Origin of the sequence: Flavisolibacter ginsengisoli DSM 18119, from assembly GCF_900129295.1 — a bacterium.
GTDB lineage: Bacteria > Bacteroidota > Bacteroidia > Chitinophagales > Chitinophagaceae > Flavisolibacter > Flavisolibacter ginsengisoli.
In genome coordinates this window covers 26,084-47,173 of sequence record NZ_FQUU01000005.1, presented here as the reverse complement: position 1 = coordinate 47,173, position 21,090 = coordinate 26,084, and the positions used below count along the sequence as shown (strand labels likewise).

22 protein-coding genes are annotated in these 21,090 nt (G+C 42.3%); 7 read left to right on the top strand and 15 right to left on the bottom strand.

Annotation, left to right across the window (positions count from 1 at the left end):
- Positions 1–442: 442 nt before the first annotated feature.
- From BUA53_RS07475 to BUA53_RS07425, 10 genes are all read right to left on the bottom strand, one after another.
- Complete coding sequence (locus tag BUA53_RS07475) at positions 443–769, bottom strand: hypothetical protein (protein WP_139256365.1); 327 nt, start codon at positions 767–769, stop codon at positions 443–445.
- A 721-nt stretch (positions 770–1,490) separates the two neighbouring features.
- A complete protein-coding gene (locus tag BUA53_RS07465) occupies positions 1,491–1,919 on the bottom strand; it encodes a hypothetical protein (protein ID WP_139256364.1) in 429 nt (142 codons plus the stop codon).
- Between the two features lie 54 nt (positions 1,920–1,973).
- Positions 1,974–2,261: a hypothetical protein gene (locus BUA53_RS07460; protein WP_072834744.1), complete on the bottom strand. Its 288-nt coding sequence runs from the start codon at positions 2,259–2,261 to the stop codon at positions 1,974–1,976.
- A gap of 85 nt (positions 2,262–2,346) precedes the next feature.
- The gene (locus BUA53_RS07455; RefSeq protein WP_072834743.1) at positions 2,347–2,538 is read right to left on the bottom strand and encodes a hypothetical protein; all 192 of its coding nucleotides are present in this window, start codon (positions 2,536–2,538) and stop codon (positions 2,347–2,349) included.
- A gap of 331 nt (positions 2,539–2,869) precedes the next feature.
- On the bottom strand, positions 2,870–3,352 hold the full coding sequence (locus BUA53_RS07450) for a YcxB family protein (RefSeq protein WP_072834742.1): 483 nt from the start codon (positions 3,350–3,352) through the stop codon (positions 2,870–2,872).
- A 118-nt stretch (positions 3,353–3,470) separates the two neighbouring features.
- On the bottom strand, positions 3,471–3,743 hold the full coding sequence (locus tag BUA53_RS07445) for a hypothetical protein (protein WP_072834741.1): 273 nt from the start codon (positions 3,741–3,743) through the stop codon (positions 3,471–3,473).
- A 69-nt stretch (positions 3,744–3,812) separates the two neighbouring features.
- Entirely contained in the window at positions 3,813–4,547 is a 735-nt protein-coding gene (locus BUA53_RS07440; RefSeq protein ID WP_072834740.1) for a 5-oxoprolinase subunit PxpA, read from the bottom strand.
- 64 nt (positions 4,548–4,611) lie between these two features.
- On the bottom strand, positions 4,612–5,595 hold the full coding sequence (locus tag BUA53_RS07435; protein ID WP_072834739.1) for a 5-oxoprolinase subunit C family protein: 984 nt from the start codon (positions 5,593–5,595) through the stop codon (positions 4,612–4,614).
- The gene (pxpB, locus tag BUA53_RS07430) at positions 5,576–6,283 is read right to left on the bottom strand and encodes a 5-oxoprolinase subunit PxpB (protein WP_072834738.1); all 708 of its coding nucleotides are present in this window, start codon (positions 6,281–6,283) and stop codon (positions 5,576–5,578) included. Before pxpB ends, BUA53_RS07435 begins: the two co-directional genes overlap by 20 nt.
- Positions 6,284–6,443: 160 nt before the next feature.
- Entirely contained in the window at positions 6,444–8,084 is a 1,641-nt protein-coding gene (locus BUA53_RS07425) for an ABC-F family ATP-binding cassette domain-containing protein (protein ID WP_072834737.1), read from the bottom strand.
- 236 nt (positions 8,085–8,320) lie between these two features.
- Here BUA53_RS07425 and BUA53_RS07420 point away from each other — a divergent pair, with 236 nt between their 5' ends.
- Together BUA53_RS07420 and BUA53_RS07415 are read left to right on the top strand one after the other, a co-directional pair.
- Positions 8,321–8,512, top strand: coding sequence for a hypothetical protein (locus tag BUA53_RS07420; protein WP_072834736.1), 192 nt, complete (start codon positions 8,321–8,323; stop codon positions 8,510–8,512).
- A 5-nt stretch (positions 8,513–8,517) separates the two neighbouring features.
- On the top strand, positions 8,518–8,745 hold the full coding sequence (locus tag BUA53_RS07415; protein ID WP_072834735.1) for a hypothetical protein: 228 nt from the start codon (positions 8,518–8,520) through the stop codon (positions 8,743–8,745).
- An 8-nt stretch (positions 8,746–8,753) separates the two neighbouring features.
- Here the strand turns inward: BUA53_RS07415 and BUA53_RS07410 are convergent, their stop codons facing one another.
- Complete coding sequence (locus tag BUA53_RS07410; RefSeq protein ID WP_072834734.1) at positions 8,754–9,506, bottom strand: phosphatase PAP2 family protein; 753 nt, start codon at positions 9,504–9,506, stop codon at positions 8,754–8,756.
- 563 nt (positions 9,507–10,069) lie between these two features.
- On the opposite strand from BUA53_RS07410, the gene BUA53_RS07405 reads away from it, so the two are divergent.
- The 3 genes from BUA53_RS07405 (at position 10,070) to BUA53_RS07390 (ending at position 12,992) form a co-directional block, all read left to right on the top strand.
- A complete protein-coding gene (locus BUA53_RS07405; protein WP_072834733.1) occupies positions 10,070–10,672 on the top strand; it encodes a hypothetical protein in 603 nt (200 codons plus the stop codon).
- Between the two features lie 309 nt (positions 10,673–10,981).
- On the top strand, positions 10,982–12,703 hold the full coding sequence (locus BUA53_RS07395; protein ID WP_072834731.1) for a Kelch repeat-containing protein: 1,722 nt from the start codon (positions 10,982–10,984) through the stop codon (positions 12,701–12,703).
- A gap of 40 nt (positions 12,704–12,743) precedes the next feature.
- The gene (locus BUA53_RS07390) at positions 12,744–12,992 is read left to right on the top strand and encodes a KTSC domain-containing protein (protein WP_072834730.1); all 249 of its coding nucleotides are present in this window, start codon (positions 12,744–12,746) and stop codon (positions 12,990–12,992) included.
- Between the two features lie 60 nt (positions 12,993–13,052).
- Here BUA53_RS07390 and BUA53_RS07385 read toward each other — a convergent pair whose 3' ends face one another.
- The 4 genes from BUA53_RS07385 to BUA53_RS07370 form a co-directional block, all read right to left on the bottom strand.
- Positions 13,053–13,940, bottom strand: coding sequence for an SDR family NAD(P)-dependent oxidoreductase (locus BUA53_RS07385; protein ID WP_072834729.1), 888 nt, complete (start codon positions 13,938–13,940; stop codon positions 13,053–13,055).
- Positions 13,941–14,138: 198 nt separating this feature from the next.
- On the bottom strand, positions 14,139–15,254 hold the full coding sequence (locus BUA53_RS07380; protein ID WP_072834728.1) for a lactonase family protein: 1,116 nt from the start codon (positions 15,252–15,254) through the stop codon (positions 14,139–14,141).
- Between the two features lie 101 nt (positions 15,255–15,355).
- The gene (locus BUA53_RS07375) at positions 15,356–16,981 is read right to left on the bottom strand and encodes a L,D-transpeptidase family protein (protein ID WP_072834727.1); all 1,626 of its coding nucleotides are present in this window, start codon (positions 16,979–16,981) and stop codon (positions 15,356–15,358) included.
- Between the two features lie 100 nt (positions 16,982–17,081).
- Entirely contained in the window at positions 17,082–17,606 is a 525-nt protein-coding gene (locus BUA53_RS07370) for a DinB family protein (protein ID WP_139256363.1), read from the bottom strand.
- A gap of 208 nt (positions 17,607–17,814) precedes the next feature.
- On the opposite strand from BUA53_RS07370, the gene BUA53_RS07365 reads away from it, so the two are divergent.
- Both BUA53_RS07365 and BUA53_RS07360 read left to right on the top strand, forming a co-directional pair.
- The gene (locus BUA53_RS07365) at positions 17,815–20,136 is read left to right on the top strand and encodes an ATP-dependent helicase (protein WP_072834726.1); all 2,322 of its coding nucleotides are present in this window, start codon (positions 17,815–17,817) and stop codon (positions 20,134–20,136) included.
- A gap of 216 nt (positions 20,137–20,352) precedes the next feature.
- Positions 20,353–21,084, top strand: a complete 732-nt coding sequence (locus tag BUA53_RS07360; RefSeq protein ID WP_072834725.1) for a hypothetical protein — start codon at positions 20,353–20,355, stop codon at positions 21,082–21,084.
- Positions 21,085–21,090: the final 6 nt, after the last annotated feature.

Below are 21,090 nucleotides of genomic sequence, written 5' to 3'. Positions count from 1 at the left end.
ATACCTTATTCGTTAATAGTTACACCGTTGCAAAGACTCATTGCTTATTTCAAAAGGTAAGAGTTTTTAGTCTTGTTTATCTTTTCTCTTATTGGAACATTCAGTTTCATTCCTGGAATGATGTATTTTTCGGTCTATTTATTTCTAACAATTTTACTTATTCCTTCTCCGATGAGTCACCGAGGCAATATCTTGCTTCTCCAGGCTCTCTGGCGGGACTCATCGATTCTGTTCCTCCCGCTTCCTTTCCTCCTACTCCGCAACACGCCGATAAAACTCTATTTATAACAGGTAAAGGTGATAAAATAAATGCCTGCTCTTGCTTTGGGTTTGTGTACTGCAATCAAGAGAAAAGAAAGCAAAAGGGAAGAAGGATACAAGTGAGTCAGCCGATGAGTCCCGCGCTGGATATCATAAAGTGATAGCCTACTGCTGCGGTGACTCATCGGGAAAGAAAATCTAGCGTATCTTTTTCATCAATGGCAATTCTGCCAACATAACTGTCAGTGCCTCTTGCTTTGATTTGCTGCCAGGATTGAGGCGTCCTAACGCTAAATGCACCAAAATCCATTGTCTTTGTGTCAACCTTGGGATTTGACTGATTACAGGTGGTAAGTCCTATTAAACTAAATAAAGTTAGAAGTCTTTTCATGATAGGGAAAACTTCGCATACATGGATAGTACTTGCCGAAGTATGGTCTTTTACAAAACTCCAGTTCAGTCTATGTGCTGTTGCTGAATAAAGATAATCAGATACAAAATTTTTCAAAAGCCCGTATTTAGACATACAGTTGTTGTAAGTCCGTTTACTCGCCCAGGAAGATGATAGCCTGATAAACCTTACTATTCCCGAAATAGAATGTTCCTTGTTCACCACCTAGAATATCCTTTTTATAAACGTACTTTAGCTTCTTTGAATTTTGCGTTTGGCTTTTAAGTGATATTTTGGCCTTTCCGACTAAAAGCAGTCTGTTCGCGATCAAACTGTCCAAATTACAGCTATTTGTTTTGTTGTCCACAGCAGAAAGATTTTGATATAGCTGCGGTGACTCATCGGGAAAGAGATTACTGAACCTTAGCTGCCAACTCAAATGATAAAGTTCTAAACTGCATTGGTTCATTAAGCTGCTGTTCGGGACCGTCGGGCAACAATTATAGAGAGGGCGGCCAAAACCATAAATGATATCCCAATTACAAGGCGGTTCTTCCAGAATGAACTTTCATGGTCAGCATAGACGAGTGCATAAACCATAATTACAAAAGAATAACTGATATGCTTACAATTGTTGTAATAATTGCTTTTTTCATGTCAGGGTCCTGTTTAGTGTTGTTAACAAGTTACGAGTCTTGCAACAAAGGAACTTTTCATTGCGCACAACGTACGGCAGGTACAACGGAAAACTGCCTTACGAAGGCAGGGAAATTTTATATTCTACTGCTTCTATGCCATTCGGTTGCTGATTAAAGATAATTAGTTGAAAGATTATTTCTCAGCCCTGCTTTTTGGAGGCGATGTTAGCCGAATTGACCTTTGCCTCAATATCTCTTTTTATCTTCTTTTTCGCTAAATCAAAAGTCTCGCATTTGCCTATCGTCACTATGTTAAGTTCACCAGTTTCCTCCAGGTTAATATCAGATATCTCATTAAGGGCTTTTTGATAGGTGCGCTCAGTAAAAAAAGAGGTGATATACTTTATTTGCAACTCTTCTTCTCTTATTTCGAACCCAGCGACATATCTGGTTTGAATAAACAAGGTGCGTAAAACAACACCAAACATCAAACCAAGGATAGGGTAAAAATTAAAAGCCGGCCAGATGCCTGCAACGACTATTATGGCAATAACGCCTCCAAATAGAAGAAGTCCATATTGCGATAGAAAGACTGCTGTTCTGATATTTTTATAAGGATCGACCATCATTCCTTTTTTATTACTTTCTTCCTCCGCGAGTCTCCTGAAAGGGACTCGCGGATTTCACTGGTACATATTCTCCCAATCCAGCACTTCTTCATAATGAGTTACCTCACAGAATCTATGTTTCTTCTTAAAATAGAAAAGACAGGAAGAATGATCATACGCTTCATTGTCTTTAGCTAACATCCACTTCTCCTTTACAGGATTATCATAAATGTAATTGAGCTTTTGCAGCAGGAACTTTTCTGTCCTGCATTCTTTTACATCAAATCCCGGTTTCCATACCTCATGTTTCTTGCCCCTTGACCTGTCTTTTTGCTCTACCACTGAAGCTAACAGATTCAGCAACTCAAATTCTTTCCTCTGTTGTAGCTTTTTTACTATATCATAAGCCAGGAACCTTTTACCATTACCTATAATCGTATTGAGCTTTTTAGAAGTATTCTTGTAAATGATTAGGAATGATCACATATCCTACTATGTCATTCCCATCCCTTTTTATTACTTCAAAGAATTTATATACATCTGCATAGGCATCAGCGGTATCTATTAATGGAAGCCAGTTATGACAGGTAAATATTATGAAGTATATCCCCTTCGATGTAACTGAAGTTTCAATGGCCATAATTCAATTTACGTCATCAAACTGAAACCCGCGAGTCCCTTTCAGGAGACACGCGAGGGAAGTAAATACCTATACTAAGTCCTACAATATCCCTCTTTACTAAGTATACTATCCCCCGAGTAAAAGTCCTGCGGCAAAGGGAGAAGCCATTATTTGGAGCCATCCAACTGCTTCTGTTACGAATTGAAATATTTTCATTTTGTCAGTTACAGGTTGTAAGTGTAAATTATGGCAAAGCAAATTGTTTATTCTTTTGCTTGTTGCTATCCTTCTAAGAAACAGTAGCTGAGTTGCGAATTAAAAGATTCCAAATGTAATGTTGTGTGCAGAATTATTTATGTCCCACTTTTGATTTTATAAAGTCTACCTGTTCTGCAGTCAACTTCGTTTTGTCAATGAAGTTCCCAAACTTTTTGTTATGGTATAGTATGAGAAACTTGCTAAGTTCTTTTTGCTTGATAATGTGCGACCACAAAAACTCACTCTTGAACGTTGTCCACTGAATGGCAATTCCGTTTTCACCAAAAGTATATGCCGTGTCATTTTGAAAACTTGGATTTGATGTGAATTGTCTGACGGCGATAAATACGATTAGTGTTGGTGCTAACATAAAAAAGGTACCACAAGCAATTTCAAAAATCGGGAGTTCATCATACCAGGCAATTACGCCCAGGTAATCAAGAATTACCGTCGTTAAAAAATAAAGGCCCAAAAGAGTTGAAAGTATAAATGCAGGTTTTTTGTAAAGTCCCACAAACATAACTTTTGCATACTCTTTTGTTGTCAAACGTGTTTTAATAGTAAAGTTTCTCATCTTAATAAGGTGTCGGTAGTTTTTGCAAACAGCGTCTCGTCGTATTGGCGAAGTCGTTAGCTAAGATAACTTTTTGCTTTTATGTTTAATAGCTTTTGCCAATACGTCAGAATAGCCCTTAACCCACCATCATCTCTATCCCCACAACAGCCCCCATCCCCAACACCCCTCCAATGATCGCCGCCACAGCATCCATCACTTCATAATGACCATGGCCGGTGAACTTAGAGTACAATTCAAATCCATAACTGATAGCTACCACAATGATCAAACTAATAGCAGTGGCTACATACAAATGCAAAGGCAAAAGATACATCCCCACTGCCTGGAACAATAATCCCATGGCTATGCCAACCCAAAAATGCTTCCATTTATCCTGCGCTATTCTCATTGATCGTTGAATTGGAAATGTGTTTATTATAATCCCTGTTTGGTGTTGCCAATGTTGGTTGCAAACTATTTACCGGTTCATCATTTTGCGGTGTAGTGCATTGCTGATGGTCCTTGCAATGCCAACCGCCGTTTTCTCATCACCATGAATACAGATGGTCTCAGCCTGCATAGGGATCACCTTTCCCGAAACAGTGGTCACTGTGCCCCGCTCCATTATCTGAATCACCTGCTGCAGGCTTTCTGTTTCATTTGTTATTATAGCATTGGGTTGCGATCGTGGTGTCAGGCTTCCATCATCCCTGTACGTTCTGTCTGCAAAGGCTTCATTGACCGCCACCAGTCCCATGGCCTGCGATTCTTTTACCAGGTGGCTACCGCTCAATCCATAGATCACCAGGCTCTCATCAAAATCCTTTACCGTCTGCGCAATGATCCGCGCAATCTTCGGATCTCTTGCAGCCATATTATACAGGGCGCCATGTGGCTTTACATGGTATAACTTCACTCCCTTTTCCCTTGCTATCATATCCATCTTGATGATCTGCTCAATGACTATAGCATATAATTTATCCCCTGGAATATCAAGTTCCCTCCTACCAAAAAAGTCCTTATCCCGGAAAGAAGGATGCGCGCCTATACGCACGTTGTACAATTTGGCCAGTTCAATAGTGCGCCTGATGGTCTCACCATTTCCGGCATGAAACCCACATGCTATGTTGGCGGAGTTAATGTAAGGCATTAGGGCTTCGTCGTTGCCCATACCTTCGCCCATATCGCAATTAATATCTATGGCCCGCAACATCTATGCTCTTAAATAGGGTTTCGTGAGTGATTTGAAAAGAAGGCGCAACTTAACATTATTCTTTTCAACTTATATATTCTTCAATGCGGAATTTACTGGCCAGTTGCAATTGCTGTAAGTATTTCTGTTGCTTGATCTTTTTTGATTCTGCAATAGTGAGGTCAGTCAATTCAAATTGTATCACATCGTTGGGTTTCTTCTGCGCCAGTATGGGCAGGTGTGCCGATATCACCTGGGCCACCCTGGGGTAGCCGCCCGAGGTTTGATGGTCGGCCATCAGGATGATCAACTGGCCATCAGGTAACCATTGCACCGTTCCAAAACATACAGGTGCTGACACCAGTTCTGCACCATTACTGCCTTCCAGCTTTGGCCCTGCCAGTTTGTAACCCATGCGGTCAGCTTCATTGGTTACCTGGAACCAGCTGGTTAAAAAACTTTCCCGGGCTTCAGCGGGCATCCACTGCCATTCGCTGCCATAAATGAACTGAATATTATTCCGGTTGCTTACGATCTCCTGCGATTTCCATGGCATCACAATACAATCTTTTGCCTTCAGGAATGCAGCCAGGCTTTCTTCTTTTTTTATAAGAGGAATGATATCATCTTTTGCCAGCTTCCGGCCTTCAATTCCACCCACGGCTGCACGCAGGTTGGTGCTGTAGCTGTTCAACCATTGTTTCAATTCCATGTCATGCCACACCGCCAGGTAACACCTTGCTCCGCTCATCATGCGATTGCATTTCAATAAGGCATTGGGACCCACCATTATGGGATGGTGCATAGGTATTTCATTGCCATCAATCGTAGGTGCCATGTCTGCACCTGTCAGGCAAATAATGGTTGGACTTGTAAATTCAATCTGCGCACTGGGAAAATGCATTTCTATAACTGGTGCCCTTAGTTCCTTGCCCAGCAGGGCATTACCCAGTTGTGCAGAAAAACGATCCATAGGACCATTAATATTAATTCCCTGGTGTTGATAACCCCAGCGGCCACCATCCTGGATGGTATCAAATACACCTGGTTTAATGATCCGTAAACTCATCTTCCGTAATAGAATAAAATTTTACCTGGTCGCCGGGCTCAAACAACACCGGCGGATTTTTGTCCCTGTCAAATGGCTTTACTGGTGTTCTGCCAATGATCTGCCAACCACCGGGCGAGTCAAGCGGGTAAATACCTGTTTGCCTGCCCGCAATGCCTACTGACCCTGCCACTACTTGCTGCGGTTCGGGCTTTCGCTTGATAGCGATCCGTTCATCCACCACTCCCATATAGGAAAACCCGGGAATAAATCCCAGCATGTAAACCCTGTAGGTACGTGAAGTATGTAACCGTATGATCTCTTCTATGCAAATATTGTTTTGAGAGGCCAGGTAGTGAATATCTGTAGCATACTTTTCAGCATAACAGACAGGTATGCGTATCGTTTTACCAGTAGTGTTTTCCATTTCCCCCGCATTTCTTAATAACCCACCAATCACTTCTGCCATCACATCAAAAGCTGTAATGCCATTCTCCATGTGATGCAAAACATCCATGATATCGTAATACACTGCAAGGGAGCTATAGGCCGGTACCAGGTCTTTAATGAAAGGGTGTCCTTGTTGCTTTAAAAAATGAAAAAGTCGCAACACTTCATCATTGATGTCTTCATTGATGGTATTACCAAAATCTATTAACAGGGCAGTATCCCCTAATGGAAATAAGCTATATGGGAGGTACTGTGCCATGAATTGTGTTCAATGTAAGAAAAGAAGCTTGAACCGCGAAGGTATACAAGGGCTGTTGCACAGAAAATGACCCTCGTCGTAGGAAGACCCTCCCAAAGACAAGATCCCGCCCGGAGGGGCAGGATCTTTCTTTATTTAAACCTTAAAACTTAAACGATCATCAGGCCAATACGGCGCTTCCATACATTTCTTCTCTCAGTTCTTTCACTCTTTTATCTTCCATGTATTCGTCAAAGGTCATCAACCTGTCAATGATACCCTTAGGGGTCAGCTCAATGATACGGTTGGCAACTGTTTGCAAGAAGGTATGGTCATGAGAGGTTAACAACACAATACCCGGAAAAGTTTGGCAACCTTCGTTAAAACTTTGAATGCTCTCCAGGTCAAGGTGGTTGGTTGGCTGGTCCAGCACAACAACGTTTGGATTTTGAAGCATCATCCTGCTGATCATGCAACGCACCTTTTCACCTCCGCTTAATACGTTTGTCTTTTTGTTGATATCGTCACCGCTGAACAGCATTTTACCAAGAAATCCACGTAAGAATGGTTCGTCGGCATCGGTTACATGCGGTGGCACATACTGGCGCAGCCACTCCATCAGGTTCAGTCCATTTTCAAAGAAGCCATTGTTCTCAACAGGCAGGTAAGCCTTGGTAATGGTTGTTCCCCATTCAAACTTTCCGCCATCAGCTTCCATGTTACCATTGATGATCTCGAAGAAATTGGTCACTGCCAATGGGTCCTTGCTCAGGAAAGCGATCTTCTCACCTTTATTGATGCTGAAGGTCACTTTGCTGAACAGCTTACGTCCTTCAATAGCCGAGGAAAGGTTCTCGACATTCAATATCTGGTTGCCTACTTCGCGCAATGGCTGGAAAATGATACCAGGGTAGCGGCGGTTGGATGGTTCTATTTCTTCAATTGTCAGTTTTTCTAAAGCCTTCTTACGTGAAGTAGCCTGCTTTGATTTAGAGGCATTGGCCGAGAAACGGGCAATGAAATCCAGGAGAGCCTGGCGTTTTTCCTCTGTCTTCTTATTTTTATCAGTCATCTGGCGGGCCATCAATTGCGATGACTCATACCAGAAGGTATAGTTACCTGTAAATACTTTGATCTTGGAACGGTCAACGTCAGCCACGTGGGTACATACTGAGTCCAGGAAGTGACGGTCGTGCGATACTACCAGCACAATATTCTCATAATCTGCCAGGAAGTTTTCCAGCCAGCCAATGGTTTCAATATCAAGTCCGTTCGTAGGCTCATCCAGCAACAATATGTCGGGATTGCCAAATAATGCCTGCGCCAATAACACCCTGAGTTTTAAGATAGAAGGAATGTCCTTCATCAGCATCTGGTGGTATTCTTCCCTTACGCCCAGCTCGCTCAATAGAGTTGCCGCATCGCTTTCTGCAGTATAGCCACCCATTTCACCAAACTCAGCTTCCAGCTCTCCAGCCTTCATGTAATCATCTTCTGTAGCCTCAGGATCGGCATAGATGGCATCTTTCTTATGCATCACATCCCACATCTTCTTATGGCCCATCAGCACGGTATTTAATACCGTCTGCTCATCAAATTCAAACTGGTTCTGCTTTAATACAGCCAAACGCTCACCGGGTGAAATGGTTACTGTTCCTTTATTGGGCTCGATCTCCCCTGAAAGTATTTTCAGAAAGGTAGATTTACCGGCACCGTTGGCGCCAATGACACCATAACAGTTGCCCTTGGTAAAACCAATGTTTACCTCGTCAAATAATACCCTTTTACCAAAGGAAAGCGACACATTATTAACTGAAATCATAATTATCTGGAATTTACCTGCTTCAAAAAGGTAGCAACTACCCTGAAACGGCGGGCAAAGGTACAAATTTATGCCTGCTTTTCGGGCAAGATAAACGTTAAGAATACGTCACTATAAGATTCTGAATACGCTTAGATTTTTGCTTCCCTTGCTAAAGATTTCATATGCCAATTATCTCTGCTACATCATTTATACCATGGCAAAGTAGTTGCTTGACTAAAGGAAAGTAGAATCACATGAAACTTATCTATGGATGTATACTCTTATTGGTTTTCAGTGCCTGCAATAATTCAACAGAGCATGCAGCGCCTACTGGTGTTGACAATACGGTTAATAAAGACACCACTATGGTTACCAATGATTCCATACATAACCATGCTTCAATGGATTCTATGAACAGGGACAGCTCAATAAAAACAATAAAATAAATACTATGAAAAAGGTTTTGATCGCAATGGCCGGCTTTATTATGCTTCAATCGTGCAGCAACAATGGGGGAGAAAGCGGTGCTGTAAATGATGGCATTAAACCCATTGACTCTAATGGAGGGCTCGCAGATACACCCTATGTAACTGCACACCCGGCAACGGACAGTGCTAAACTGGAGAACCGCGTTGACCTGTCTAAAAGAGACACTTTCGATAAAAATCCAAAGAAATAAACCTGGTTTTAATCAGCGGCAGCCCCTGGCGGCCCCGTTTCGGCATCGGGTGCCTCAACAGCAGGGGCCAGCTTCTGCATACTGTATCTTTCCAGCCGGTTCAGCAGCCACACTGAAAATACCAACCAGAGGAAGCCAATGCAATAGCCCGCTATCACATCTGTGGTATAATGCACCCGCAGGTAAATGCGGGTAAACCCGATAATGAGGATCAATAGCAATAACAGGGAAATGATGGTCCATTTTGCTCCTTTATTCCTGAAGGTTTTGAAAACTATATAGATCAGCAATCCATAAAAGGTCACGCTCATCAGGGCATGACCACTCGGAAAACTAAGGCCCTTTGCCTCGTAAAGCAGTGGAATCCCCGGCCTGGGGCGGTTGAAGAGGCGTTTGAGAATGAACATCAGCAACAGGCTGCTGATGGCTATAGCCGGCACCTTGATGGAGTACCATTTCTTTTTTCTTATAAAAAGATAATAGCCTATCAGCACCAGGTTGGCCGGGATCAGGAATTCATGCGAGCCCAGAAAGGTGAAGAACAGCACAATCTCGTTGTTCTCTTCACTGACATGGCTGCTGAGTAATTTAAACACACGTTCGTCAAAGCCAGTGCGGTGCATGAAAAAGATTCGGCGGGTAACAAAAATGAATACCACCAGCGCACAAACGAACAGGCTGACCACGATCGCCATCTCCACTGATAATAAAGCCATTGCCGCAGCCGTCTTCCTGAACTTTGCTGATATCCACCGAAACATAGGAAGGTGTGTTGCAAACCATATACCGGAGAGAGGTTGAGTCTATAGTCTGGAGGCAGGAGGCAGAGAGGCTGCTTAAAAATGTTTGATTGATAGATAAAGGATGAATAATATTCAATGAGCAATGTTCAATTTTCAATTTTCAAGTAAAGGGAAATGGACAGAAGACCATAAAGGTTTGAATCAATTGGCGAGTCGAACGATGACTTGGCTTTAGATGGCTGCAGTTCCTTGCTATGCTGGCTGGCCAGTTCTACCTGGTACCGGTCTGAAGCATATCAACGCCCTATCAACTGTATAGCTCCGGTATAGATACTGCGTGGTGATCACGCACTAAGTATACCGTAGATAGGGCTTTGGTAGCAAGTTGCCTGACCTTGGGTTACCATTAGGTGCCTGTATTCCTAGGCTCCTGACTCCAGACTGTAGACTCCCGACTCAATTCCCTTCCGGCCAAAAGCTGACATTATCGGTCAAATCGGCCAAAAGCGGCCAAAACGGACATGGTGGTTTTGAACTAACATGGATTTTCAAAATCTTGCAGCTATAAAATCTAATATCATATGGCTAAGCAAACAGGATACGTTAAGGCAACAGGTACAGTGGATGGTGACACCAACTTTTATTATGATCAGTTGTGGGGCTACCTGGTAAGAATGCTGCCCGGAGTGGACTCAAAGCGCTACTGGAAGGACCCTGCCTTTGAAGGAAGCAGGAGAAGTGCTGAAAGGTTTGGTACAGGCAATATCATGTCTTCCATAATCTACCGCTTTGTTCCCACCAAAAGAAGATACAGGCATTTGTTTAAACTGGTAAGGACCATAGCTATTGTCTGTTTAAAACAGGGAATGGAAAAAGGGGATGTATTCACTGCCCTGTATACTTTCCTTTCAGAACAAGAACGTATTTCTTTAACCCGGGAGCAGTTTACCCTGCTTGTTTCTTCCTTTGAAAAGGAACTGGAGGCTAGGCTGAAAGAACCAAAGAAAGAAAAGGTAAAGAAGATGAAGAATAAACTCCTGGTCAAAGTAACTGCACCACTTACTGCTGAAGACACAGAGTACTTAGAGCTTTATATGGAAGATTATGACTGGAAGATAAGGTTTGAAGGAGACTTTGCACCGGATTACCAGGTCCCAATGTTTCTCCTTAAACATACTGCTTAAGCGTTTCTGGTTTTTTGTTTTTTGTTTCTGGTTCGTTAGGTCTTAAGTGAACTAATGGGTGCAGGCATGTTTTATTGGTATTCATCTTTTCGGTCCTTTGCGGACATCTTTGCACTCTTTGCGTTACTGAGTATCGCCAAGTTCGCAAAGAGAGAACCCACGCAAAGAATACGCAAAGGCTCCTCATATCAATTTATTTTCCGAACTTTAAGACTACTTCTTTTTGATAAATTACAATATCTTCTTTTTAAAGTCATCCTGAAAAAGCTACAGATCCAGTCCCTAGAATATTATGCCTAAAATGCCAGGATGAAACCAGGATTTTTATTCATTGTAATGACCGTTTTTTTTGGAACAGTTTTTAACTCCTGTTCCAAAGAATACTCTTGTGAACACTGCCTTGCAGGTAATAAACCACCAATCGCTGATGCAGGAATAGATCAACTGGTCATACTTCCTAAAGACAGTACAACTATAACCGGAAAAGCTTCCAAAGATCCTGATGGTTTCATCGTATCCTATAAATGGAGGGTGGTCTCACCAAACCCTTCGTTGATAATTACACATCCCGATTCCGTTGTAACAATGCTCAGGGGAATGATAGCTGGTATATATGACCTGGAGTTGAAAGTAACAGATAATGAAGGCTTAAGTTCTGCTGATACTATGCAAATCAGGGTATCTATTTCATCACAAATAAACCAACCACCTGTTGCTAAAGCTGGTGCCGATATTACGTATACTCAGCCGATTAATTCTGTTAGTATTGATGGAAGCCAATCTTACGATCCCGATGGATCTATTGTATCCTATGTATGGAAACAAATTGGAGGTGCCAATCAAACCAATATTACAGATCCAATGAAGGCAAGTTCAAAGGTTTATGATGTAACGGGTGGCACTTATCTTTTCGAACTAACCGTTACAGATAATGCAGGTCTATCTTCTAGTGATACTGTGCAGGTATCCGCCACTCTCAATCCTACCTGCTCATCCAACAGGCCCATTATTAATGCACAATTAGTGCCTATCGGAATGCTTTCTGCAGGGAGAATGGGTATGCTAACTGCAACTGCCGGCAATAAAATACTTTTTATCGGCGGGTTTACTTACGATGAATATGCACTTCTTAAAATTTCTTCCAGGGTTGATATTTATGATTATATGACTAATACCTGGTCTTATATTGATTTAAGTATTCCTCGCCAGGATATGAGTGTAGCAACTGCTGGAAATAAAATTTATATAGCCGGGGGCTTTGGCTCTGGTATTAATCATTCGATGATCGATATATATGATGCAAACAACGATTCCTGGACGAAAGCCGAGCTTAGTGAACCAAGAGGCAATATTTGCAGTGTGACTATGGGCGATAAGATCTTTTTTGCCGGAGGTAGCAAGTGGATCTTTAACCATTATGAACCTTCAAACAGAATTGATATTCTTAATACAACGACAGGCACCTGGACAATGGATTCATTGAGTGAAGCAAGAGCTTCAGCTGTCGGAACTACTATAAATAACAAAATTTATTTTGCTGGCGGAAAAACAAAAGATAATAATATATCTAACCGTATAGATATTTATGATGGTGTTTCTAATTCATGGTCAGTCTCCAGTTTACAGGAAGGAAAGTTGTTTTTCGCATCTGCTGTTGACAAAAAAAATATCTATTGGGCTGGAGGAGTTACAGGAATAACATCTACATCCGCCGTGCAATCTTTACTTGTGGAGATCAGGGATGTTGAAACACAAACTTCAAGCTTTTCATGTTTGTCAAATCCAATAGCTGGATTAAACTCAGTATTATTTGGTGAAAATATTATCTTTTTCCCTGGATTCCCCAGCTGGAATGTTGATGTAAAAACATTTGATGTTTTTAACCTGGTGTCTAAATCCTGGTCGATAGGGAAATTAAATTATATTGTTCCTAATGCATCTATCATTTCAGTCAATAACAATATCTATGTGGCTGGAGGGAACCAAAGTAACATCATGACAACTCCAGAAGTTTTCCTTTTAAAGTGGTAAATAAATAATTCGCTGGTATAATTTTTATGCACACTTATTTATGGCAAAGCCGGTATTCACTACTAAGTCTTCTACCATTCACAAGGTAGATTATAATGAAAAGGAAAAAACGATGGAGATCGAATTCCGTTCTGGCAATGTGTACCGCTACTATGATGTGCCTCCAAGGATGTGGAAGATCTTTCAATTGTATATTGAATGCGAAGGATCTGCAGGTTCTTTTTTCAATGAATACTTAAAGAATCAATTCACATCAGAAAAGGTATCAGGTAACGAACCAGAAGAATAGAGTTTCACGATCTTCATTTAAGATGCCGGAGATAGTAGTATCCCCTGCATTATAGATTTGCTATGGCTGATGCACTTCTCTTGGAACGCCTCTTAACATATTCGTTGCCCCATCCATGCTATGGTGTAAGTTCAATTCGCCCTTAGGCTCTTCGGTAACTTCACTTTCCGCTTCCTTGCCAACAGGCCCCTTGGAAATAGTGATACCTCCATCAACAGAAAACAATGCACCTGTTACATACGACGCTTCGTCTGAAGCCAGGAATAAATAGGCATTGGCAATTTCTTCCGGCGTGCCTCTTCTGCCCATGGGCGTACCGGCAATGATCATTTGCTCATGCTTGGCCTTCATAGGCCCTGTTTCTTTATGTGTCCACGCCGTGTCAATGGCGCCCGGGCATACGCAATTGGCCCTGATGCCATATTTAGCCTGCTCTACTGCCACGCCTCTTGTAAAGGCATGCATCCAGCCTTTTGTACCACCATAAACAGAATTTTCACCCAATCCCAATTTGCCAGATTCTGACCCGGCAGATACAATGCAACCCTTTGTTTTTTTAAGCTCCGGTATGGCATAGCGTGTCATCAAAAATGCTGAACGGATATTGTTCTTTATCAGGTATTCAAAAGCATCTATTGGATAATTCTGAATCTCGGCCATTACAGGAAATACACCTGCATTATTTATGAGTATATCCAGCTTTCCATAGGTGTTAACGGCAAACTCTACACAACGCATGGCATTGTCTTCAACAGAGATGTCGGCAATAAATGGTGAAGCATCTCCACCCTCAGTCATGATCTCCCTGACTACATCATGTACCGGGTCTTCAGGAAAGCCGCTTACAATGACCTTGGCACCTTCCCTTGCAAATTTTTTACAGATGGCTTCGCCAATGCCAGTACCTCCACCGGTTACGATGGCAACTTTGTCTTTCAATCTGTTCATACTATTTCCTTTTGATAGATTGCAGCAATAGTTATGCTAGGCGCAAAAAAAAGGCAAAGCCTGGTGGCCTTGCCTTTACTGAACAAGAGAAAATAAATGAATCAGAGATAAAGTGTTAGCTGCAAGTTAGGGTCTTATATAAGCCTGGGAAATACCTACTTATGGGTATTTTTTGCACTCTGGTTATTAGAGATCCTGTTATTGCACCCATTTAATACAGACAGGATTACCCACCTGCACACGATGCCCAGTGTCTCTTAATAAACCTGTTTTTGGATTCCTGCGGAAAATGACAATGTTATCAGAGTTCTGATTGGCAGCTAAAAGAAAATTACCAGAAGGGTCAAGGTTGAAATTGCGTGGTGTATTTCCCAAAGTTTCCTGTTGGGATATCAGGCGCAGTTGCCCGGTTTTAGCGTTTATTTTAAATATGGCAATGGTATTGGCCTTATCTCTTGTGGAGGTATAGAGGTATTGGCCATCCGAAGAGATGTGTATGTCTGCGCTGGTAAAAGATTTATTAAACCCTGCAGGCAGGGAACTTATTGTTTGTCTTTCTTTCAGCTTACCCTTAGCATAATCAAAAAGGGTAACATTACCTGATAATTCCTGCACCAGGTAACCCCATTTACCATTGGGATGAAAGATAAAATGCCTTGGCCCTGAGCCCCCGGGCATGTCAATAACAAACTTCCTGGCAGAGTCAAGCGTGCCCCTGCTTTGACTAAAAGGATACAGGGTTACCTTATCCGTGCCCAAATCCGATACAACCAGGTATTTATTATCTGGAGTGAATACAGTAGAATGCACATGCGCTTTTTCCTGCCTGTCCTTGTTGGGACCACTACCGCTATGATGAACCGTGCTAACAGGCGATCCAAGGCTGCCATTCCGGGTTGAAGGAAATACGGCAAGGCTGCCAGAGCTATAATTGCCAACAGCTACCCATTTTCCTGTTTTGTCAACGGCTACATAGCATGGGTGATCTCCCATGGAACGAACCTGGTTCACCAGCGTTAAATGTCCATTCTTTTTATTGAACTGGAATGCTGATACTTTACCCCCTACACCAGGGGTAGCATCTTCATTGACAGCATACACAATCCTTTGATCAGGGGATACGGCCAGGTAAGATGGGTTGGAAGTAGCGCTGGAATCAACCAAACGAATAGCTCCCGTATTCGTGTTGAATTCATATACATAGATGCCTACACTCTTTCCGGATGTGTAAGTGCCTACAAGCATATAGGTTTTATTCTGAGCCATTGCATGCATAGATATCATAAGAAATAAAAAGGAGGTAATAAACTTCATAAGAATAAATATGGATGAAGTTACTTGAGATAAGAGAATAAAAAACGGTTACAGGAAATTAGAAAACTCCTGTAACCGTTTTTTACATACCAGGTAAACCTTTACATTGAAGTGAACATTCTTTCTCCTGTTTCTTTATCGTGCCCGTAGACATCATTCCTGAAGTTCATTTTACCCTTCTCGTCCACCCAGGCTGTGAAATAGGTAATATATACAGGTTCCTTTTGCTTTACTGCCACATGCTGTTCATTATTACCCTTCATCACCTGTTCAATCTTTGTAGCAGACCAATCACCCTGGTCTCTTAACAGGTATGCTGCCAACTTTTTCGCATCTGCCACACGTATGCAACCATGACTCAAAGCCCTATCCTTTTTAGCAAACAAGGATTTGTCAGGTGTATCGTGCAGGTAGATATCGTAGCGATTAGGGAAGAGGAATTTTGCCTGCCCTAAAGAGTTTTTCATACCTGGCAACTGTTTGATCTCAGGAACACTGTCTTTATTGCTGACGACCTGCATATTATTTTTCTCCAGGTACTTAGGGTCAGCTTTCATTTTAGGCATTATTTCCTTTTCAACTATGCTTTGCGGTATATGCCATACCGGGTTAAATACGATCTCGCTGATATCACCGCTGAACATTAATGTGCTGGTACCTTCTTTACCTACAATGACAGGCATCTCGAATACCTTTCCGCTATCTTCAATAGCATACAGCATCAAGGAAGGAATGTTGACCATGATGCGATTGCTGTCATTCATTGGTCGCATCCATAAAGTACGGTTGAGGTTCACCAGTATCTGCTCTACTCTTTGCTTTAAAGGCACATTCAACACCTGCACCAATGAATCATTCACCACACCGGTTGGCATTAATCCATTCCTATATTGGAAGTCTTTAATGGCTGTTTCCAGTGAGTCATTAAATTTTGAAGATGTATCTGTAGTTACATAATCCCCGGTTGCTGCCAATCGTTTTTTTATTACGACCACCTGGGGCGTAGTACTTCCTTTTTTTAATTTCTCCGAACGAATGGAAATATTCTTTAAGGAGCTATCGGATGCTGCTTTGTAATAAATAGCCAATTGTTGTTTTAGTGCATTGTATGCCTTGTTATTGGCATATTGTGCTGAATCCTTTTCCCTGTGCAGGATAGAATCAGCCAATTGCATCACATCCTGTTTTTTAGCAGGCACCAGGTAATAAATATTTTCACTTGTAATCAAACCGCTGTCCTGCCTGGCTGCATATTGTACCAGCTGCCTGGTCATATCAAGCTCAGTCTGAGCAAAAGAAGAATCGCCCCTGTTTAATTGTAATGAATCATTCTGCATCAGGCTATCAATATGAGCCTTCAGCCTTTTGTCAGCATTACTTGAATCGCCTGCATATAAATTCCACATTGCCCTTGCCTGTTCAGTCATTCCCTGCGAAGTAAACCAGGCATACTGATAGTTGCGGACCAGGTAAAAATTGCGTAAGTCCCTTGCAGCGGAGTCGCTGAGCTTTTCTTTTTGAATATATGATGCTACTGCTGCACTATCCAGGAACATATCGGAATAGGCATTGGCCTGTGTGATAGTTTCATCTCTAAACGCAGCATATGAGCTGCTGTCAATTTCTTTGTGGGTAGTACTGTCTGTTGTATTGCCAAACCAACCAGCCACCTGTGTGCAGGAACTTAGTAAAGCTGCTGCCACTATTACACCTATCATCTTTTTCATACCCTTGATTTTACAAAGGTTATGCCGTTAAAACCGATGAGGCAGGTTGTTAAGAGTGCCAATAGCCATTATTAAGGGCAGCTTTGGATAATCTTTCACTTTATGTTTGCCTGTTACTATAGTTGGCTTTTACCACCCTTGCGGTAACCAGCAGTTGCCCCAGGTGTCTTTGTGTATGTTCTGCAGCATGAAATAACAATCCCAGGTGCGTTGTAGGTAAAGCTTTTCTTCCTATGGTCCTTGATTCTGTAAGCGAGGACTCGCTGGTTTTGGACAATTGCTGCAGGTACAATTGAACATTATGTTCCAAACGGGCAAGGAGTGCATCCACCGTAATGTTTATTTCTTTCCCTTCACCTTGTAACCAGTTCATTTGTTCCGGAGAAAGCATTTCCTTGCGGGCATAAGTGGACAGGCGATCCAGTACGCCCGCCATATGTTGTAGGTGAAAGGCAACAGAAGCCACACCCGCAGGCTTAACCCATAAAAGTTCATGGGGGAAATCCTGCATAATAGCTTTTACTTCTTCAAGCGCCTGCATCACTGCATGTGCTGCCGGCTGCAATAGCGAAGGGATATTTTCGACAGGCCCGCGCAGCCATACCTCGGGTAAATTTGTGTTCATAGCCATGTATTGAGAACGGCAAGGTATTAAAACTAATATATCTAAGATGGCGCCAGGCGGAGATATAAAGGGATTAAAAAACAAATTCAATGTTTTACAGAATCCTTGCAGTTTAAAATATAAAAAGGCCCTCTGAAGGGAAGGTTTTTGTTGTTCTTTTAAGATAGTACCTGCATGGAAAGCCACCCCAAAAAACTACCTTCGCGGCATGCATGATTATTTGAAGGGATTGAATGATAGACAGCGTGAAGCTGTATTGACCACCGAGGGCCCACTAATGATAGTGGCAGGCGCCGGAAGCGGCAAAACAAAGGTGTTGACCACCCGTATAGCACACCTGATGGCCCAGGGAGTAGATGCTTTTAATATCCTGGCCCTGACGTTTACCAATAAGGCAGCAGCCGAAATGAAGGAACGTATTGGCCACATCCTTGGCAACCGTGAATCCCGCAACCTATATATAGGAACATTTCACAGTGTCTTTGCCCGCATTATGCGTGCCGAAGCACACCGCATAGGATATCCAAATGCCTTTACCATCTATGACACAGACGATGCCAAGAGCGTGGTAAAAGCGGTGACGAATGAGTTGAACCTGGATGTGCAGCATTATAAGCCCAATGCCGTATATAATCGCATCTCATCTGCCAAGAATTCACTGGTTGGTCCAAAGGAATACATGACCGACTATTACCTGCAGCAGGAGGATATGAGGGCTAACAGACCCATGATCGGCCATATCTACGATGCTTACAGTAAACGGTGTTTTAAGAATGGTGCCATGGATTTTGATGACCTGCTGTTCAAGATGTACGAACTGCTAAAGCATTTCCCTGAAGTATTGCACAAGTACCAACATAAGTTCAAGTACATCCTGATCGATGAGTACCAGGATACTAACCCGGCTCAGTACGAGATCATCAAGCTATTGGGTGCTGTGCATGAAAATGTTTGCGTGGTAGGTGATGATGCCCAGAGCATTTATTCTTTCCGTGGAGCTACCATCCAAAACATATTGCAGTTTCAGAAGGATTATGATGAAGTGAAGGTGATAAAACTGGAACAGAATTACCGCAGTACGCAAAACATATTGAGTATTGCCAATGAGATCATCAAGAACAACAAAGGCCAGATACCCAAGACACTTTTTACAGAGAATGCTACCGGTGAAAAGATCAAGCTGGTGCGCACCATGACAGATAACGATGAAGGGAAGTTTGTAGCGGATGCCATACAGGAGCAAAAGCTGCGATACCATCATAACAATAAGGACGTAGCTATATTATACCGCACCAATGCGCAGAGCCGTTCTTTTGAAGAAAGCCTGAGAAGAATGAATATTCCCTATACCATCTATGGAGGCATTTCATTCTACCAGCGCAAAGAGATAAAAGATTATATAGCTTACCTGAGGATCATTGTCAATCCCAAGGATGAAGAAGCTTTAAAGCGCATCATCAACTATCCTGTACGCGGTATAGGCAAGACATCTGTTGACAGGGCCATACTGGCTGCCAATGAGAATAATATCAGCATGTGGCAGGTGTTGGAGAATGCGCAGATGTTTGGATTTAAGGCGGGTACCTTAACGGCTATAGAAGAATTTGTACTGATGATCCGCAGTTTTCACAGCATGCTGCCTACCAAGAATGCTTATGATATAGCTTTTCATGTGGGAAAGCAAACAGCCTTTGTAAAGGAGTTGTTCAATGATAAAAGCACCGAAGGGGTTCAGCGTTATGAAAACGTGCAGGAATTATTGAACTCTATCAAGGAGTTTACTGAAACACCCATGAGTGAAGAAAGTGGCGAAGTGGGAGATAAAAGTCTTGCTGGCTATTTACAACAAATTACTTTGCTAACGGATGCCGATCAGAAAGATCCAGATGCAGATACCGTGAAGCTAATGACTATTCATGCTGCCAAGGGACTGGAATTTCCTGTTGTCTTTGTGGGCGGCCTTGAAGAAGGATTATTTCCCAATGCCATGAGCATTAATACCAGGGAGGAACTGGAAGAAGAGCGCAGGCTGTTCTATGTGTCGGTAACAAGGGCAAAGGGAACATTGTATCTAAGCTATGCCAACACCCGGTATAAATTTGGCAACCTACAACAGAATGATCCCAGTCGCTTCATTGATGAAATACCCATGGAATTCATTGATAAGAGCTTCGCGGGAGGAGGTGTAAAAAACCATTCGGGACAGGGTATGATGGGTTCTGCCTTTGAAAGAATGCAGCGGGGATTTGGCAGTGCAAAAACAGAACCAAAGGAAAAGACCTTTGTGTCCACCTTACTAAGTGGAAATAACAAGCCCAAAGAGGTGGCACATGTACCTTCTCCCAATTTTGTTCCCAGTGATATTACAAAACTGGAGCAGGGCATGCGGGTGGAACACCAGAAGTTTGGTTTTGGTGAGGTCTTGAAACTGGAGGGTTCGAGTCACAATCCTGTAGCCACCATAAAGTTTGATGAGAATGGGGAAAAGAAGATCATGCTGAATTATGCGAAGCTGATGATAGTAACTTAATAATCAACTTATTATTTTTTTATATAAGGGCATCATACTTAGGTATGATGCCCTTCTTTTTGGGGCAAAACGCTTCTTTTCCTAAGATAGTGTTTGGCCTATATGCCTAATAGATTCCACTTATTTTCCGCCATTAGGTTAAAAAATGTTAATGGCTTTTTTAAACCTCAGCCTTAATTACCCTTCTATGATACACGAAACACAAAATATACTCGTATGAAAACAATCAAACAATCCGTTTTAGTTTTAGCTGCCACGTTTGCAGCTTCAGTAACCTTTGCACAGGTAGGTTTAGGTGTTACCAACAGCACCCGTGCTTCCGTTTCAAAATCAGTTAATGTAACAGGCGCTACACAGGCCGCCGCTCATGCTGCTGCTAATGCAAGTGCTGCTACTAAAGCTACTACAGGTGCTGCTACATCAGCAACCAAAGCTGCAGTAAAAAATTCTGTTCGTACAACAGGCAGTGTATCTACTACCGCTAAGGAAAATGCAAGGGTAAACGCCCAGGCCGAAGTACATGCATCTGAGCAGGCTAAAGCACATGCAAATGATAACTCCGCTGTATTTGGCGCTAAATCAGATGGTACTACTTCTACTGATGCAGACGTGAAAGTAGATGGTGACCAGGCAGCTGATAAGGCAAAGTCAAAAGCAGATAAAGTAAAGGTGAAGGCTGAAGACGAAAAAGATGCGGCCATTGTAAAAACAAAAGAAGCAAAAGACAAGACCAAAACAAAGGTGAAGGCTGAAGGCCGTGCTAAATCAAAAGCTGCTATTCATGCTTCTGACGAAGCTAAAGAGCATGCCAATGAGCATTCTGCCGTATTAAGCAGCAGCAATGAAACTGATGCATCCAACAGTGTGAAAGCTGATAAAGACGGAGCTTCAGTAAATGGAAAAGTAAAAACTAAAACCGAGGCTAAAGGCCAGGTGAAGAAAGGATAATATTAC